Below are 15,856 nucleotides of genomic sequence, written 5' to 3'. Positions count from 1 at the left end.
GCTCTTGCGGGGACTGAACGGCAGTCCTGCTAATTGGATCACCGGGCTTCGGCGCTGAGGCGCCGACCCGGTGATCTCGCTTCAAGACACCCCTTGGACAGCCCCGCCGCAATCGTGCATAAGGCGGCCCATGGCCAACCCGCCCTCGCCCGCTGAAAAGCCGCCGGAGTCCGGCAGTGTCGTGCTGTCGGCGCGTGCTGTGGCAATTGAGCTGCTGGAAGCGGTCCTGAAGCGGCGCAAGCCGTTGGATGACGCGCTGGCGGAGCAGCCGGATCTCGACAAGCTGGTCAACCGGGATCGCCAGTTCGTGCGCGCGCTCGTCACCTGCACGCTGCGGCATCTGGGGCAAATCGATCACGTGCTGGCGCAGTGCCTGGAGAAGCCGCTGCCCGCCCGCGCCAGCGCCATCCGCAACATCCTGCGCCTCGGCACAGCGCAGACCCTGTTCCTGAAGACGCCAGCGCATGCCGCGGTCGACACGATGGTGACGCTCGCCGGCAAGCGCGGCGGCGAAGCCGGCTACAAGGGCCTGGTCAACGCCGTGTTGCGCCGGATCGCGCGCGAGGCGGACCTGTTCCGCCAGTTCGCGCCGGGTAGCGGCAATTTCACAGGCGCGATCTCGTTGCCCGACTGGCTGTGGCAGAGTTGGGTGAAAGCCTATGGGGTCGCCAAGGCGACGCAGATCGCGATCGCGCATCTGGAGGAGCCGCCGCTCGATTTCACGGTCCGGCGCGATCCCGACCACTGGGCCAAGATGCTGGGCGGCACGGTCCTGCCCGGCGGCACGGTGCGGCGCGCGGCCCATGCGCCGGACAACTACCGACCTTCGCCGCGCATCGAGGATTTGCCTGGCTATGCCGAAGGCATGTGGTGGGTGCAGGATCTCGGCGCCAGCCTGCCGGCGAAACTGCTCGGCAACCTGACCGGCAAGCGCGCGATCGACATGTGCGCGGCGCCCGGGGGCAAGTCGGCGCAGATGGCATTGGCCGGCGCGCAGGTGACCGCGCTCGACCGCTCGCGCAAGCGCCTGGCGCGCGTGGCGGAGAACATGAAGCGCCTGCGCTTTGCGGTCGATTGCGAGGTGGCCGACGCGACGCTGTGGCAGAAGGGCAAGGATTACGATGTCGTGCTGCTCGATGCGCCCTGCACCGCCACCGGCACCATCCGCCGCCACCCCGACGTGGCGTGGCTGAAGGATCCGCGCGACGTCGCCAAGCTCTCCGCGACACAAGATGCGCTGCTGAACACCGCCGTGCGACTGGTGCGGCCGGGCGGCACCATCCTTTATTGCACCTGCTCCCTGCAACCTGAAGAAGGGCCGGACCGCGTCGCCGCCGCGCTCAGTCGCCATCCTTCACTCGCACGCGTGCCGATCCGCGCAGAGGAGCTGTTCGGCTTCACCGAACTGGTGACGCCGGAGGGCGATCTGCGCTCGCTGCCGTCGCATCTCGCACAGCTCGGCGGCATCGACGGCTTCTATGCTGCAAGGCTGCTGAAGCAGAGCTGACGTAAAGACAGTTCGTATGTCGCCCTTCCCTCGCTCGTCATCGCGGCCTTGAGCCGGGATCCCCGCCGCACGTGCGACTGCAGGATGGACCCCGGCTCAAGGCCGGGGCGACAGTTCGTGTATGTGAGCAAGAAGCGGAGTGAGTCCGCGCACGTGCTCTGCATTATGTCTTCGTCACAGAATGGAGAACACGATGCGCGCGCTCATGAGCAAGGTTGTCATCATCACCGGTGCCAGCTCCGGAATCGGACGCGCAGCTGCGAAATTGTTCGCCGAAGAAGGCGCCAAGCTTGTCGTTGCCGCGCGCCGCAAGGACGCGCTGGACACGCTGGTTGCCGAGATTGCGGCATGGGGTGGCGAAGCAATCGCCTATGCCGGTGACGTCAAGGATGAAGGCCTGCATCAACACCTCGTCGAGACTGCGCAGCGTGCGTTCGGCGGGCTGGACGCCGCTTTCAACAATGCCGGCACCTTGGGTGAGATGGGACCAACGCCGCAGATCTCCCTCGCCGGATGGAACGACGCGCTCGAAACCAATCTGACCAGCGCATTCCTGGCCGCCAAATATCAGATCCCGTTGATGCTCGATCGCGGCGGCGGTTCCCTCATCTTCACCTCGACCTTCGTCGGCTACACCGCCGGCATGCCGGGCGTCGCGTCCTATGCCGCGGGCAAGGCCGGCTTGATCGGACTGACCCAGGCGCTCGCGACGGAGTTCGGCCCCAGAGGCATCCGCGTCAACGCACTGCTGCCCGGCGGAACTGACACGCCGATGGCCCAGGCCATGATCGGCACGCCGGAAGGCCGTCAGTTCGTTGAGAACATGCACGCCTTGAAGCGCATCGCCACGCCGGAGGAGATCGCGAAATCCGCGCTCTATCTCGCCTCCGACGCGTCGAGCTTCACGACCGGCACGGCGATGCTGGTGGATGGCGGCGTGTCGATCAACCGGACGTGAGCGAGAACGCCATCTGCTGGCCGCGCTTGTCATAGGCGCGCGCCAGGGCTGCGTCGCGGCTGGAGAGCAGGTCGATATGCTCCTTGGCGATATGCAGCAATCTTTCCTCCAGCTCGGCGTGCGGTTCGATCCGCCCGTCCGCCAGAATATGGCCGAGTTCGGTATCGCGCTGAGCCAGGGCGCGCCCCACCAGAATGGTGCGGTGGCAGTCCAGCGGCTCTTTCTCCGCGCACATCAAGGCAGTGCGCTTGGCGTGCGACTCGTCGATCAGCGCATTGATCGCTTCCTGGAAGGCCGGTGTCGCAGCGATGCGCGTGTAGCTGACCTTGCCATGTTCGTAGCAACCGGGATCCTTCGGCCGGGCGCCCAGCGCATCGCCCAGGAACCAGTATTCGATCCCGGCGTCCTTGAGCGACGCCGCGAGCGCCTTCTGGCTGAATTGCGGATTGCGCCGCGAGAATGGTGTCGAGCGCACGTCGGCCACGCAGGCTATTCCGGCACCCCGAGGCAGGTCGATGAAGCGCAGGGCGGAATGATTGGAATGGCCGATGGTGTAGATCATGGCGCTCATGGACGCCATTGTAGTGACCGCCGGCGGTTCCGTCGCCGGTCGTCTCAAGACCGCCCGGTCCACACGGGCGGCGAGGCTGCGGATGGGCCATCCATGCACAGCACAAGCCGCGTCATGCCGGTGCCGGCAATCGGCGGCGAGCGATGCAGAACGCCGCCACCGTCGATGGTCTGCTCGCCCTTGAACACAGCCACGGCAAAGGCCGGCAGCTGCACGATCGGGCCGAGATAGGCGCGCTGAGCCTGCAGTGCTTCATCGACATTGCTGGCCGGCACGATCTGCGTGCCTGCGCCGCGATAGGTCGTGATGAGGCGCAAACGCGACCGGTCGCGATGGAATTTCCAGCAGGCGTCATGATTGACCGCTTCAAGCCGCACATCGATGATCTCGCTCGCGGCAACGCGGGCGTAGCACGCGGCGAGCATAGCAATATCCTCGACGAGGAAGCGCTCGAGCGGCGCGCCCGCCAGTCTCGTGCCCTCCAGGATGGAAGCGATCACCGGTTCGACGTGGCGACGCTGCGCCAGCGCGCGACCGTTCGGCAGGTCGCCGGGTGCCAGCGCCTCCAACGCCTGGATGATTTCCACCGGTGCCGTGCGCCGCCAGATGCAGAGGCCGACGTCGCGCTCGCCGATGCGATGCAGAATCGCCGGCGAATCGCCGCGCAGAATGCCGGGCTGGCCAGTGCCGAGGTCCGTCAGCCAGGCCGACTGCGCCGGCGGAACTACGCTCACTGCCACGATGGATCCGGCGGCCCCTCCGCGACGATCGCATCAGCTAGCCGCCGCAACAGGAAGGCTGCGCGCTGTGTGCCGTAGGCGAGAGTCAGGCGCGGCAAGAACTCCGTCATGGCAGCCGCCGTCGCGCTGCCGAGCGGGATCCGTTCACCATCGCAGCGCGCGAACGCTTCTTGGAAGAGAACCCGGGCGTCATTGAACTTGGGAAGCAGTGCGACGTGGCCGCCCGAGAACGCGATCTCCGTGAGATTCTCGTCTTCGATCATCCGACCCCCTCACGATATGGTTATGTTATAACATATCTATCCCGATATCTGCAGGCGGCGCAAGGGGCAGCAGCGCCGGGGGGGGGGGACGCCTAGGCCCAGTCCAGGATTACCTTGCCCGACTGGCCGGAAAGCATGATTTCGAAGCCCTTCTTGAAATCGCCGACCGGGAAGCTGTGGGTGAGAATGGGTGAGAGGTCGAGGCCGGATTGCAGCATGGCGATCATCTTGTACCAGGTTTCGAACATCTCGCGGCCGTAGATGCCTTTGATCTCCAGGCCCTTGAAGATCACCTGGTTCCAGTCGATCGCGGTGTTGGCAGGCGGAATGCCGAGCAGCGAGATCTTGCCGCCGTGATTCATGTGCTCCAGCATCTGCGAGAAGGCGGTCGGCACGCCGGACATCTCGAGCCCGACGTCGAAGCCTTCCACCATGCCGAGGTCGCTCATGACGTCCTTCAGCGTGTCGCGCGCCACGTTGACGGCACGGCTGGCGCCCATCTTGCGCGCGAGGTCAAGGCGGTAGTCGTTCACGTCGGTGATGACGACGTAGCGAGCGCCGACATGGCGGCAGATCGCGGCCGCCATGATGCCGATCGGCCCGGCGCCGGTAATGAGCACATCCTCGCCCACCAGGTTGAAACTGAGCGCGGTGTGGGTCGCGTTGCCGAACGGATCAAGGATGGCAGCCATCTCGTCGCTGATGCCGTCCGGGATCTTGAAGGCATTGACCGCCGGGATCGCGAGGTAGTCCGCGAAAGCGCCCGCGCGGTTGACGCCCACGCCGACCGTATTGCGGCACAGATGCCGCCGTCCGGCGCGGCAATTGCGGCAATGGCCGCAGGTGATGTGGCCTTCACCGGAGACGCGGTCGCCGATCTCGAACCCGCGCACCTCGGTTCCCATGTCGACCACCTCGCCGACATATTCATGGCCGACCTGCATGGGAACGGGGATGGTCTTCTGCGCCCACTCGTCCCATTTCCAGATGTGGCAATCGGTGCCGCAGATCGCGGCCTTCTTGATCTTGATCAGCACGTCGTTGTGACCGACCTCCGGCTTCCTCACGTCCGTGAGGGAGAGGCCGGGTCCTCGTTCCAGCTTCGCGAGCGCGCGCATCTCAGATCGCCTCTTTCTTCTTGCCGCCGATTGCGCCCAGTGCCAAGCCGACCTTGGCGAAGGCTTCCGCGGCCTTGTTGATATGCTCGTCGGTGTGCGCGGCGCTCATCTGCGTGCGGATGCGCGCCTGCCCCTTGGGCACCACAGGGAAGGAAAAGCCGATCACGTAAATCCCCTCGTCCAGCAGCGCATTGGCCATGCGCGTCGCCAATGCCGCATCGCCCAGCATCACCGGAATGATGGGATGATCGCCCGGCACCAGTTCGAAGCCCAGCACGCTCATCTTCTGCCGGAAGGAGCGGCCATTGGCGATGACGCGGGCGCGCCGCTCCGCTCCGTCCTCGCTTTGCACCAACTCGAGCACCTTGAGCGACGCGCTCACGATGCTCGGCGCCAGGGCATTGGAAAAGAGATAGGGCCGCGAGCGCTGGCGCAGCAGCTCCACGACCTGCTTCTTCGCGGCTACGTAGCCGCCGCTGGCGCCGCCCATGGCCTTGCCCAGCGTGCCGGTCAGGATGTCGACGCGACCTTCGACGCCGCAATATTCCGGCGCGCCGCGGCCATGCTGCCCTACGAAGCCGACGGCATGGCTGTCATCCACCATCACCAGCGCGCCGTAGCGATCCGCCAGATCGCAAATCCCCTTCAGGTCGGCGATGATCCCATCCATGGAGAACACGCCATCGGTGGCGATCAGCTTGACCTTGGCGCCGGCCTGGTCGGCGGCTTTCAGCTGCGCCTCCAGATCGTCCATGTCGTTGTTGCGGTAGCGGAAGCGCTTGGCCTTGCATAGGCGGATGCCGTCGATGATCGAGGCATGGTTCAACGCATCGGAAATGACGGCGTCGTTCTCCCCCAGGATGGTCTCGAACAGGCCGCCATTGGCGTCGAAGCAGCTGGAATAGAGGATGGCGTCCTCCATTTTGAGGAACTTGGCCAGCGCCTCTTCCAGCTCGCGATGGATATCCTGGGTGCCGCAGATGAAGCGGACCGAGGCCATGCCGAAGCCATGGCTGCGCATGCCGTCGATCGCCGCATCGACCAGCCGCGGATCGTCCGCCAGACCCAGATAGTTGTTGGCGCAGAAGTTCAGGACCTCGCGCCCGTCCGCCAGGTGGATGGCGGGGCCTTGCGGCGTGCCGATCAGCCGCTCCGCCTTCCAGAACCCATCGGCCCTGATCTGTGACAGGATCTGGTCGAGCTGTTGATAGAATGCGGCCTGCATGGCCGATACCTCATGACTGGCTGGGTTTGCCCGGACTTTAGGCTGCCAGCCCGGCGGGCTCAAATTCCAATTCCGGCGGCCGGAGTGGCGTATTCGTTAATCCATGGGATGAAATACGACGGAGGCGGAGATGCACAAGAGCGGACTGGTCGGATTCATCATCGATTGCAATACGGAGGATCTGGACGCTGCGGCGCAATTCTGGTCCGAGGCTCTGCGCCTGCCGCTGGAAGAAGGTGGTGGCGATCCCGGGTATCGCAAGCTCGCCAAGGGCCCAGGCGGCCTGAACATCGAGGTCCAGCAGGTGGACCATCCCAGCCGGGTACATCTCGACATTGAGTCTACCGACGTCGAGGCAGAGGTGCAGCGGCTCGAACGGCTTGGCGCCAAGCCGGTCTCACAGGTCAGGGATTGGGTCGTTATGGAAGCGCCGACCGGCCAGCGGTTCTGCGTGGTGCCCGCCCGCGGTGATTAGCCGCCGAAGGCTTTGCCGTTCGCCCTCCGTTCTTCGGCGTGCGCCCCCTTCAGGGACGGCCGTTCCTGGTAGGCTATGCCACCATCTGATGGCCGGCGCTTTGATTGATCGCGCGCGCGAGCGCGTCGCAGGTGAAAGGTTTCTCGAGAGTCGCCGTGGCCCCGAGCTTGCTCGCGAAATCAAGCGTGTTGAATGCGCTCGCGTGTCCGCTGCCGGACATCGCAACCACCGCGACCGAGGGATATTGCTGTCGTATCGCCATCAGGACCTCGAGCCCCTCCACTTCGGGCATGATGATGTCGGTGACGACGAGATCGACGGCACTCTTGGCGAGTTCGTTAAGCCCGAAACGGCCATTCTCCGCCTCCACGACCGTGTGCCCGAGACGTTCGAGCATCCGGCGCACGATCTTGCGCACCATCGGTTCGTCATCGATCAGCAATACGCGCATTACTCACCTCGGATGGCCGGCTTGTGGGTCGCAGCATGAATTGGGCCACTAGCCCCCTATCCTGTTGGCTAGGTGGGTAACAATTGATTACCCGCCACAACCTTTACCTGTATGCATTCGACCTAGACCTTTCGGGGGACGACCGAGGAAACGGGCGCGTCCCGTTCCTTGCCCTCGACTCTCCGCGGGTGGTAAGCATCCGCCATGCAGCAGACGACGCGCATCGCTCCCTCGATCCTCTCCGCCGACTTCGCCCAGCTGGGCGCGGAAGTGAGCGCGATTGCGGCGGCCGGCGCCGACTATGTCCATGTGGATGTGATGGACGGGCATTTTGTCCCGAACCTGACCATCGGGCCGATGGTGGTGAAGGCGCTGCGCCCCCACGCCAAGCTGCCGTTCGATGTCCATTTGATGATTGCGCCGGTCGACCCCTATGTCGCGGAGTTCGCGCAGGCCGGCGCCGACATCATTACCTTCCACCCAGAAGCCGGGCCGCACCCGCACCGGACCATCCAGCTCATCAAGTCGCTCGGCAAGAAGGCGGGGCTGTCGCTCAACCCTGGCACGCCGATCTCTGCCATCGAGTGGCTGCTGCCTGAAATCGATCTGGTGCTGGTGATGAGCGTCAATCCCGGCTTCGGCGGCCAGCGCTTCATCGAGTCCAGCCTGGACAAGATCAAGGAGTTGCGCCGGCGCATCGACGCAGTGTCGGAGAAACAGGGTGGCCGGCCGATCGACCTGGAGGTCGATGGCGGCATCAACGTTGAAACTGCGAAGCGGGCGATCGCGGCCGGTGTGGACGTGCTGGTGGCGGGCACCGCGACGTTCCAGGGCGGCACGAGCAAGTACGCCGCCAACATCGCCGCGTTGCGCGGCTGAGAGGCAGGCCGATGACGGCCCTCGCTGAGACGCTCCGCAAGCCTTCGCCGCAAAGGGCGCGGCGCGGCAATCGCCGGCCCAAATTGCTGGCGCCGCGCCTGCAGACCTTGTTTGCGCTGCCGCCCAAGCTGCTGGCCCATCGTGCAGTGCGCCGGCTCCTGCAGCCGCTCTATCGCAGTCGGCTCTACGGCTCGACCCTCGGCAAGCGCTCGAGCGGCGAATTGGCCGCCGTCCCGACGGAGATCTGGCCGGCCGATTCGCGTCCGGCGCTGGCGCTGCTCAATGGCGAGTTCCACTTCGGCGCCGATGTGGTGAAGAATCCGAAGCCGCTGCACAACCCGCTCGGCGCGACCGAAGCGTGGCAGCGGCAGATGGCGAACTTCGTCTGGCTGGATACGCTGCGCGCCTTCGGCGGCGTGCAGGCGCGGCAATTCGCGCGTCACGCGGTCCTCGCCTGGTTCACCGACACGGCGGCGTACGATTCCCTCACTTGGTCGAGCGACGTGCTGGCAGCGCGGCTGCGGCGCTGCCTGCTCAACAGCGTGTTTCTCGAGACCAACACCGACGCCCTGTTCCGCGCGCACCTGCTGCGGTCTCTCAATCGCCAGGCGGAGCATCTGTCGCGGGCATTGCCGGATGGGCTCAACGGTTCCGACCTGCTGAAAGCCTGCATCGCACTCATGCTGGCCGGCGCCTTACTGCCGCAGGGTGAGAAGTGGCTGCGCAAGGCCAGCCTGCTGCTTGACCGCGAGCTGCACGCGCAGATCCTGCCCGATGGTGGCCATGTCGAGCGCAGCCCGTCCGTCATGCTGGACCTGCTGCAGCATCTGCTCGATCTGCACCATGCGCTGGCGTTGACCGGGCGCAAGCTGCCGGATCAGCTTATCGCCACCATCGGCAATCTCGCGTCGGCGCTGAAGCTGCTGACCCATCCCGATGGCGGCCTCGCCTTGTTCAATGATTCGACCGAGAGCAAGTCCTCCGCCGTCCTGCTGGCGCTGATGCGTGCCGATGCCGCGAGCGGTGTCGAGGCGCGCGATCTGGTGCAACTGCCGCACACCGGATTCCAGCGCATGGTCGCGGGGCGGAGCGTCCTCATCTCCGACACCGGCGCGCCACCGCCGCACGGGCTCGATAGTCACGCCCATGCCGGCACGCTGTCCTTCGAGTTTAGCCACGGCGGCGAGCGCATGATCGTCAATTGCGGCGCGCACCCGACGGCAGCCGAATGGCGCCAGGTCCAGCGCGCGACCGCCGCGCACTCGACGCTGGTGGTGGACGACACCAATTCCAGCATGCTGCTGCCGCCCGACGGACCCTATGGCGGCGGCCTCGCCTTGACGCCACGCGCCGTGGTGGTGCGGCGCGAGGCGACGGGGGCCGGGCAATGGCTGGATGCGCGTCACAATGGCTATGAAGAGCCGTTCGACCTGGTCCACCGGCGGCGCCTGTTCCTGACCCCGGACGGCCTGGAGCTGATCGGCGAAGAGACCCTGACCGGTCGCGGCGGCAGGACCTTCGCCCTGCGTTTCCATCTGCATCCGAATGTGCAGGTTTCGGTGAGCCAGAGCAGCCAGTCCGCGCTCTTGAAACTGCCGCAGGGTGGCGGCTGGCGCCTACGGGTGCAGGGCGGCGACTTGTCGCTGGCCGACAGCATCTATCTCGGCCAGGCGGGCGCGGCGCGGCGCACCCAGCAACTGGTGGTGCAAGGCGCGATCGAGGACGACACCACCCAGGTCAAATGGGCCTTGCAAAAGGAAAGCGCGAAGCGATAACTGGCGCGCCATCCGACAGCGCAGGGAACAGCCCTTCATGCCAGCCACGCTCCGTCCGATCCGCCGCGCTTTGCTCTCGGTATCTGACAAGAGCGGCCTTGCAGAACTGGGGCGCTTCCTGGCCGAGCGTGGCGTCGCGCTGCTCTCCACCGGCGGTTCCGCGCAGGCCTTACGCCAGACCGGGCTCACGGTCACGGACGTTTCCGAGCATACCGGCTTTCCGGAGATCATGGATGGCAGGGTGAAGACTCTGCATCCCAAAATCCACGGCGGCCTGCTGGCGCGGCGCGACCTGTCGGAGCACGTGGCGGCGCAGAAGGCGCACGGGATTGCGGACATCGATCTGCTGGCGGTCAATCTCTATCCGTTCGAGGCGACCGTCGCGAAAGGCGCCGATCGTGACACCATCATCGAGAACATCGACATCGGCGGCCCGGCTATGATCCGCGCCGCCGCGAAAAACCACGACTCCGTCACCGTGATCGTCGATCCCGCCGACTACGAGGAGCTGAAAAAGGAGCTGACGGCCAACGATGGCGCGGCGAATCTCGCGTTCCGCCGGCGCATGGCGCGCAAGGCCTATGCGCGCACGGCGGCCTATGATGCAGCCATCTCGACCTGGATGGCGGGTGATCTGGGCGAGCCGTTCCCCGAGCGGATGACTGTGGCGGGCGAGCTCCAATCGCTGCTGCGCTATGGCGAGAACCCGCATCAGCGCGCGGCCTTCTATGTCACTGATCGCAAGCGGCCCGGCCTTGCCACGGCCAAGCAATTGCAAGGCAAGGAGCTCAGCTACAACAACCTCAACGATACCGATGCGGCATTCGAGCTGGTCGCGGAGTTCGACGCACCCACCATCGCCATCATCAAGCACGCCAATCCGTGCGGCGTCGCCTCATCCTTGGATCTGACGAGCGCCTACGAGCATGCGCTGGCTTGCGATCCGGTCAGCGCTTTCGGCGGCATCATCGCCGCTAACCAGGCGCTTGATGGCAAGACCGCCGAATTGATTTGCAGGATTTTCTCCGAGGTGATCATCGCGCCGTCCTTCTCGCCGGAAGCATTGGCGGTCCTTGGCGCGAAAAAGAATCTGCGCCTGCTGGAGACCGGCGGCATGCCGGACCCTGCTGCGCAGGGGCTCGTCTTCAAGAGCCTGGCCGGCGGCTTCCTGGCGCAGGACCGCGATGGCGCGCGCACACTTGCAAGCGATCTCAAAGTCGTGACCAAGCGCGCGCCGACCGAGCGCGAGATCAGCGATCTGCTGTTCGCCTTCACGGTCGCCAAGCACGTGAAGTCGAACGCCATCGTCTATGTGAAGGAGCGCGCGACCGTCGGCATCGGCGCCGGGCAGATGAGCCGCGTCGACTCCTCGCGCATCGCCGCCTGGAAGGCGGCGGAAGCAGCCAAGGTCGCGGGCGATTCCGAAAGCTGGGCGAAAGGCTCGGTGATCGCGTCCGACGCCTTCTTCCCCTTCGCCGACGGATTGCTGGCGGCCGCCGAAGCCGGCGCCACCGCCGTCGTCCAGCCTGGCGGCTCCATGCGCGACGACGAGGTGATCAAGGCCGCCGACGAAGCCGGGCTTGCCATGATCTTCACCGGCACCCGCCACTTCCGGCACTGAAGCGCGCTAGGCAGCTTGTCTCATGTAGGAAAGCGCGGACTCGATGGCCGTGCGGCCTGTCTTCGTGAGCCGAGCATGGGCCGCAACGATCGCGTAGCCGTTCTCGAAATTTCGCCGGTCCTCGGCGCGCGCCTTCACCGCTTGCGCACACTCCTCCTCGGTCAGAAGCCCGCTGGCGATCAGCCGGGACATCGCCCAGTGCATGCGGGCAGAGACATAGGTGGCGTGAAACACGCCATCCATCGGCCGTGGTTCGATCCGAAGTGGAGAGTCGAAAAGTTCCTCGTCGGGATTGAGCACGAGCACCTCTTCGGTGCTGAGCCCGAACAGCACGCTATGCCCGCTCTCATGCGCCAGCACCTCCGCCAATTCTATCCGGGTCTGATGGCGTTCGGCATTCAGGAACAGGGCCCCCCACAAGCGGTAGGCCGATCCGCCGTCGAACTGCATTCTCGCGCCCTTCGACCCCATGACCAGAATGACCTGGCTGATGATGGCGCGCATCTCCTCCAGCAACTTCGGACTCGCCTGTCTGAGCAGGTCGCACGCGCGGTCGAACTGGCGGTTGAAAGCGTCGATCTGCTCCGGCGCCGGCGGCAGGAAATCGAACGGACACGACGGATCGCTGTTCATGAAGCGCACATAGCGCTCTCTGCAGGCTCTGAGCGCCGGATCGTCAAGGCCAAGCACCTGGAGCGACGCATCGACGGGGCGCTCACGCGCCAGCGCGTCGAAGAGCGCCAGGACGGTTGCCTCGTCATCGCCCAGGAGCGCCGGAACCAAGTCATAGTACAGCGCGAAGGTCGAGGGCGGAAAGCGCCGCCCTCTCTGGATCTCGGCCACAATGCGCATGACTCCGGCGTGGTCGAAGGGCAGCTTGCCGACGCATCGTTCCTGGATATGACACAGACTTTCGGCCAGGCCATTCTGCATCGCGCGGTCGCACGCAATTGCGCGCCCGGGATCCGGATCGAAAGGAGCCGCTTCAGACATACGCGAGCGCAGCCGACCGCCTGCCACTATGGGGGACCGGATCTCAACCGGTTCACGCCCGACGAAGCTGCCAGATCAGCCGGCCTTAACCCCGATCTTTGCGCCGATCTTGGCGGTGGAAACCGCCACCGCGCGCTCGGTGATGTCGGGCTTGCCGCCAATTTTCGCGGTCCTGACGTTCTGGCCGCTGACCACGATCTTGAACCCCAACAATCGGGTCACGTCGAGTTGCACGCCATTCATGAGAAATCCCCCGATGGATAAGCTTGGTCAAACAGACTTTACTAGCCTGAACTGACTTTGCAATTCTTATGCGGCATTTATCCTTGGGGCCAGCGCAGAAATTGTGATCTTTTTCGTCAGCACCGCTGCACATGCTTACACCTTTCGGCGCCTGCTGGGCTTCCCGGGGGTGCCAAAGACCGCGTCCTATACCTATGACCGGCTGTTCCGGTCGCGGCGCGTGCCAAGGGGAACCTGGGTTTTCACTGATTTCGACCGGCTCGGCGCGTGGGAGTTGGAGTTGGCCGCGCGCGCCTATCGCAGCCTGAAGGCTGCCGGCCTCACGGTGCTCAACGATCCTGCCATCGTCTGCCAGCGTTTCACGTTGCTGCGCCGCCTTCGCGAGCAGGGTTTCAACCGCTTCGCGGTGTGGAGCGTGGACGCCGGCGAATGGCCCGACCGCTATCCCGTCTTCCTGCGCGCCCAATCCGCCCATCGCGGATCGTTCAGCGGACTGCTGGGGGACCGCGCCGCGTTGGAAGCAGCGATTGCCGAGCGCATCGGCCGGGGTGTGCCACGGCGCGAGCTGATGGTGGTGGAGTATTGCGCGGAGGCGGTTCGCGAGGGCTTGTTCCGAAAACTGGCGAGCTATCGCGTGGGCGCCGTCATGGTGCCGGCGCTCTGCGTCCATCAATCGAGCTGGGTGGCCAAGGATGGCGAGATGGGCATCGCCGGCCAGGACCTATACGATGACGAGTACCGGATCGTCGCCGAGGATCGCCATTGCGCTGAGATACGGCCAGCGTTCGAGATCGGCGAGATCGAGTTCGGCCGCGCCGATTTCGGGATGGTTGACGGGCGACCGCAGGTCTACGAGATCAACACCAACCCGACCATCGGCATCCTCGAGAAGCATCCGTTTGCGGTTCGCATCAAGGCGGACAGGTTGTTCCAGGAGAAGTTCGCCGCTGCGCTTAGAAGGATCGACACGCCGGACAGTGCGGAACGTGTGCCGATCAAGAGCAGCGTGCTCAAGGAGCAGCGGCGTCATGACCGCTGGATGACAAAGGGCCGCTGGGTGATTTGATCCGCCCCACCGGCAATCTGCTGGCGGTGCCCGCGGTCGCGTTCTACATTTACCCCCATGACGGACAGGATCGAATTGCCGCCCTATGAGACCGTCGCCCTGGTGCTGCAGGGCGGCGGCGCGCTCGGCTCCTATCAGGCCGGCGTCTACGAGGGCCTGCACGAAGCCGGCATCCAGCCCAATTGGTTCGCCGGCATTTCCATCGGCGCGGTCAATGCCGCCATCATGGCCGGCAACGCGCCCGACCAGCGGGTGCCGCGCCTCACCGAATTCTGGGAGACCATCTGCCGCTCCGCGCTGCTGTCGGATGCGATGCTGGAGGAGCGGATCACGGCGTTGGCCGGTGACGGTCCGGGCCGCGCCGCCATCAGCGCGTTGGCGGCCGGTCGCGCCCTGCTCGGCGGGCAGGATGGATTCTTCACCCCGCGCGTGCCGCCGCCGTTCCTCTGGCCGTTCGGCGGCATTGCGGCGACCAGCTTCTATGACACCGCGCCGCTCAAACAGACGCTGGAACGGCTGGTCGACTTCGACCGCATCAACGCGCGCGAGACGCGGCTCTCCGTCGGCGCCGTCGACATCGAGACCGGCAACTTCGCCTACTTCGACAACGCCGCGATCAAGATCGTGCCGGAGCACATCATGGCATCCGGCGCCTTGCCGCCCGGCTTTCCGGCGGTGGAGATCGAGGGGCGCTATTTCTGGGACGGCGGCCTCGTCTCCAACACGCCGCTGACCGAAGTCCTGGGCCACACGCCGCGCCGCGACACGATCGCCTTCCAGGTCGATCTGTGGAGTGCTGATGGCCCCCAGCCGCAGAATATTCTGGACGTCGCGGAGCGCGAAAAGGACATCCGCTATTCCAGCCGCACCCGCATGGCGACCGATGCGGCAACCGACTTGCAGCGCCTGCGCCGCGCGTTGAAGCGCGCGCTCGACTGCCTGCCCCCGGAAACCGCTTCCGATCCGGAGATCGCGAACCTGCGGGATCTCTCCTGCTCCAAGGTCTACAACATCATTCACCTGATCTATCGCGAGAAGCACTATGAGGCGCAGCACAAGGACTACGAGTTCAGCCTGCCCACGATGCGGGAGCATTGGGAGGCCGGCCTCGCCGACATCCGCCGCACGCTGAAGCATCCGGAATGGTTGGAACGGCCGCGCGGCCTTGGTGTCGTCACCCACGATGTGCACCGTGCAGCGCGCGAAGCTGCGAAAGCGGAACCGGAGGCGGCCGAGTGAACAACCGCAATCCGCCGATCGCGTGCCGGCCCGTGACACCGGACGATACTGGATTGATCACGCAGCTCTTCAGCGCCAATAGCGTATGCCGCGGTTGCTGGTGCATGCATTGGCGCGTGGAGAAAGGCGGGAAGACCTGGAATGCCTGCTGGGGCGACCCCAACCGCCGCACCTTCCTGAAGTTGCTGCGCCAAGGCCGCGTGCAGGGCGCCCTCGCCTTTGCCAAGGACAAGCCGGTCGGCTGGTGCAACTTCGGCCCGCGCGAGGACTTCCCGCGCCTCAAGCGTTCGCGCGTGCTGATCTATAAGGCGGCGCCCAGCACGTGGAGCATCAATTGCTTTTTCGTGGCCGCGGGCTGGCGCAAGCGCGGCATTGCGAGCGCGCTGCTCAACTCGGCGGTGAAGGCTGCGTTCGAACGTGGCGCCCGCGTGCTCGAAGCCTATCCCACACCGCAGAAGCCGGAACAGAACCTCGTCGCCGCTTTCGCCTGGACCGGCACCCGCACGCTGTTCAAGAAGGCGGGATTCAAGCCAAGCGTCGACAACGAACGGGTGTGGGTGAAGCGACGGGCGAAGGCGTAGTTGAGGCGCTGGCTTCACTCTCCCATTGTCATAGTCGTGCTTGGCACGACCATCCATATGTGGACGGCCCTTTGCCTGCAAGGTTGATTGGATGGTTGAGCAGGTCCGATCGCTTGCGTCCATATGTCCGGCCTGTTGGTGCGATCGTGAC

The 15,856-nt window shown here is 65.3% G+C and carries 17 protein-coding genes; 9 read left to right on the top strand and 8 right to left on the bottom strand.

All coding sequences use genetic code 11. From position 1 onward, the window contains the following. The first annotated feature begins 130 nt into the window (after positions 1-130). Both DTX69_RS10470 and DTX69_RS10465 read left to right on the top strand, forming a co-directional pair. On the top strand, positions 131-1,507 hold the full coding sequence (locus DTX69_RS10470; RefSeq protein WP_119301495.1) for an RsmB/NOP family class I SAM-dependent RNA methyltransferase: 1,377 nt from the start codon (positions 131-133) through the stop codon (positions 1,505-1,507). A gap of 193 nt (positions 1,508-1,700) precedes the next feature. Beyond that, positions 1,701-2,465, top strand: a complete 765-nt coding sequence (locus DTX69_RS10465; RefSeq protein ID WP_119301761.1) for an SDR family oxidoreductase — start codon at positions 1,701-1,703, stop codon at positions 2,463-2,465. On the opposite strand, the gene DTX69_RS10460 is transcribed toward DTX69_RS10465, so the two are convergent. From DTX69_RS10460 to DTX69_RS10440, 5 genes are all read right to left on the bottom strand, one after another. Beyond that, a complete protein-coding gene (locus DTX69_RS10460; RefSeq protein WP_284735687.1) occupies positions 2,452-3,036 on the bottom strand; it encodes a DUF488 domain-containing protein in 585 nt (194 codons plus the stop codon). The two genes, DTX69_RS10465 and DTX69_RS10460, sit on opposite strands and share 14 nt — an antisense overlap. A 44-nt stretch (positions 3,037-3,080) precedes the next feature. Continuing rightward, positions 3,081-3,776 (bottom strand): DUF1826 domain-containing protein, encoded by a 696-nt coding sequence (locus DTX69_RS10455; RefSeq protein ID WP_162917065.1) that lies wholly within the window; start codon positions 3,774-3,776, stop codon positions 3,081-3,083. Then, positions 3,767-4,039 carry a hypothetical protein gene (locus DTX69_RS10450; protein WP_119301492.1) on the bottom strand — a complete coding sequence of 91 codons (273 nt, stop codon included), beginning with the start codon at positions 4,037-4,039 and terminating at the stop codon, positions 3,767-3,769. The genes DTX69_RS10455 and DTX69_RS10450 overlap by 10 nt, the downstream gene beginning before the upstream one ends. A 92-nt stretch (positions 4,040-4,131) precedes the next feature. Next, positions 4,132-5,157: an L-threonine 3-dehydrogenase gene (tdh, locus tag DTX69_RS10445; RefSeq protein ID WP_119301491.1), complete on the bottom strand. Its 1,026-nt coding sequence runs from the start codon at positions 5,155-5,157 to the stop codon at positions 4,132-4,134. A gap of 1 nt (position 5,158) precedes the next feature. Next, positions 5,159-6,382 (bottom strand): glycine C-acetyltransferase, encoded by a 1,224-nt coding sequence (locus tag DTX69_RS10440; protein WP_119301490.1) that lies wholly within the window; start codon positions 6,380-6,382, stop codon positions 5,159-5,161. A gap of 130 nt (positions 6,383-6,512) precedes the next feature. On the opposite strand from DTX69_RS10440, the gene DTX69_RS10435 reads away from it, so the two are divergent. Next, the gene (locus DTX69_RS10435; protein WP_119301489.1) at positions 6,513-6,857 is read left to right on the top strand and encodes a VOC family protein; all 345 of its coding nucleotides are present in this window, start codon (positions 6,513-6,515) and stop codon (positions 6,855-6,857) included. Positions 6,858-6,930: 73 nt separating this feature from the next. Here the strand turns inward: DTX69_RS10435 and DTX69_RS10430 are convergent, their stop codons facing one another. Continuing rightward, entirely contained in the window at positions 6,931-7,308 is a 378-nt protein-coding gene (locus tag DTX69_RS10430) for a response regulator (protein ID WP_119301488.1), read from the bottom strand. A gap of 204 nt (positions 7,309-7,512) precedes the next feature. Between DTX69_RS10430 and rpe the strand changes: the two genes are divergently transcribed. The 3 genes from rpe to purH are packed head-to-tail and all read left to right on the top strand — an operon-like array spanning position 7,513 to position 11,583. Further along, positions 7,513-8,187, top strand: coding sequence for a ribulose-phosphate 3-epimerase (gene rpe / locus DTX69_RS10425; protein WP_119301487.1), 675 nt, complete (start codon positions 7,513-7,515; stop codon positions 8,185-8,187). A gap of 11 nt (positions 8,188-8,198) precedes the next feature. Beyond that, entirely contained in the window at positions 8,199-9,962 is a 1,764-nt protein-coding gene (locus DTX69_RS10420; protein ID WP_119301486.1) for a heparinase II/III family protein, read from the top strand. A gap of 37 nt (positions 9,963-9,999) precedes the next feature. After that, a complete protein-coding gene (gene purH, locus DTX69_RS10415; RefSeq protein WP_119301485.1) occupies positions 10,000-11,583 on the top strand; it encodes a bifunctional phosphoribosylaminoimidazolecarboxamide formyltransferase/IMP cyclohydrolase in 1,584 nt (527 codons plus the stop codon). 6 nt (positions 11,584-11,589) lie between these two features. On the opposite strand, the gene DTX69_RS10410 is transcribed toward purH, so the two are convergent. Next, on the bottom strand, positions 11,590-12,516 hold the full coding sequence (locus DTX69_RS10410; protein ID WP_284735686.1) for an aKG-HExxH-type peptide beta-hydroxylase: 927 nt from the start codon (positions 12,514-12,516) through the stop codon (positions 11,590-11,592). Positions 12,517-12,651: 135 nt separating this feature from the next. Continuing rightward, positions 12,652-12,819: a hypothetical protein gene (locus tag DTX69_RS30090; RefSeq protein WP_162917063.1), complete on the bottom strand. Its 168-nt coding sequence runs from the start codon at positions 12,817-12,819 to the stop codon at positions 12,652-12,654. 169 nt (positions 12,820-12,988) lie between these two features. On the opposite strand from DTX69_RS30090, the gene DTX69_RS10405 reads away from it, so the two are divergent. Genes DTX69_RS10405 through DTX69_RS10395 form a run of 3 tightly spaced genes read left to right on the top strand, consistent with a single transcriptional unit; the run spans position 12,989 to position 15,705 of the window. Beyond that, the gene (locus DTX69_RS10405; protein WP_162917062.1) at positions 12,989-13,885 is read left to right on the top strand and encodes a hypothetical protein; all 897 of its coding nucleotides are present in this window, start codon (positions 12,989-12,991) and stop codon (positions 13,883-13,885) included. 57 nt (positions 13,886-13,942) lie between these two features. Further along, complete coding sequence (locus DTX69_RS10400; RefSeq protein ID WP_119301482.1) at positions 13,943-15,124, top strand: DUF3734 domain-containing protein; 1,182 nt, start codon at positions 13,943-13,945, stop codon at positions 15,122-15,124. Continuing rightward, positions 15,121-15,705, top strand: coding sequence for a GNAT family N-acetyltransferase (locus DTX69_RS10395; RefSeq protein WP_119301481.1), 585 nt, complete (start codon positions 15,121-15,123; stop codon positions 15,703-15,705). The genes DTX69_RS10400 and DTX69_RS10395 overlap by 4 nt, the downstream gene beginning before the upstream one ends. Positions 15,706-15,856: the final 151 nt, after the last annotated feature.

Origin of the sequence: Dongia deserti (assembly GCF_003574735.1) — a bacterium.
GTDB classification, from domain to species: Bacteria; Pseudomonadota; Alphaproteobacteria; order Dongiales; family Dongiaceae; genus Dongia_A; species Dongia_A deserti.
The sequence above is the reverse complement of the archived record's forward strand: the minus strand, read 5'-3'. Positions and strand labels throughout refer to the sequence as shown.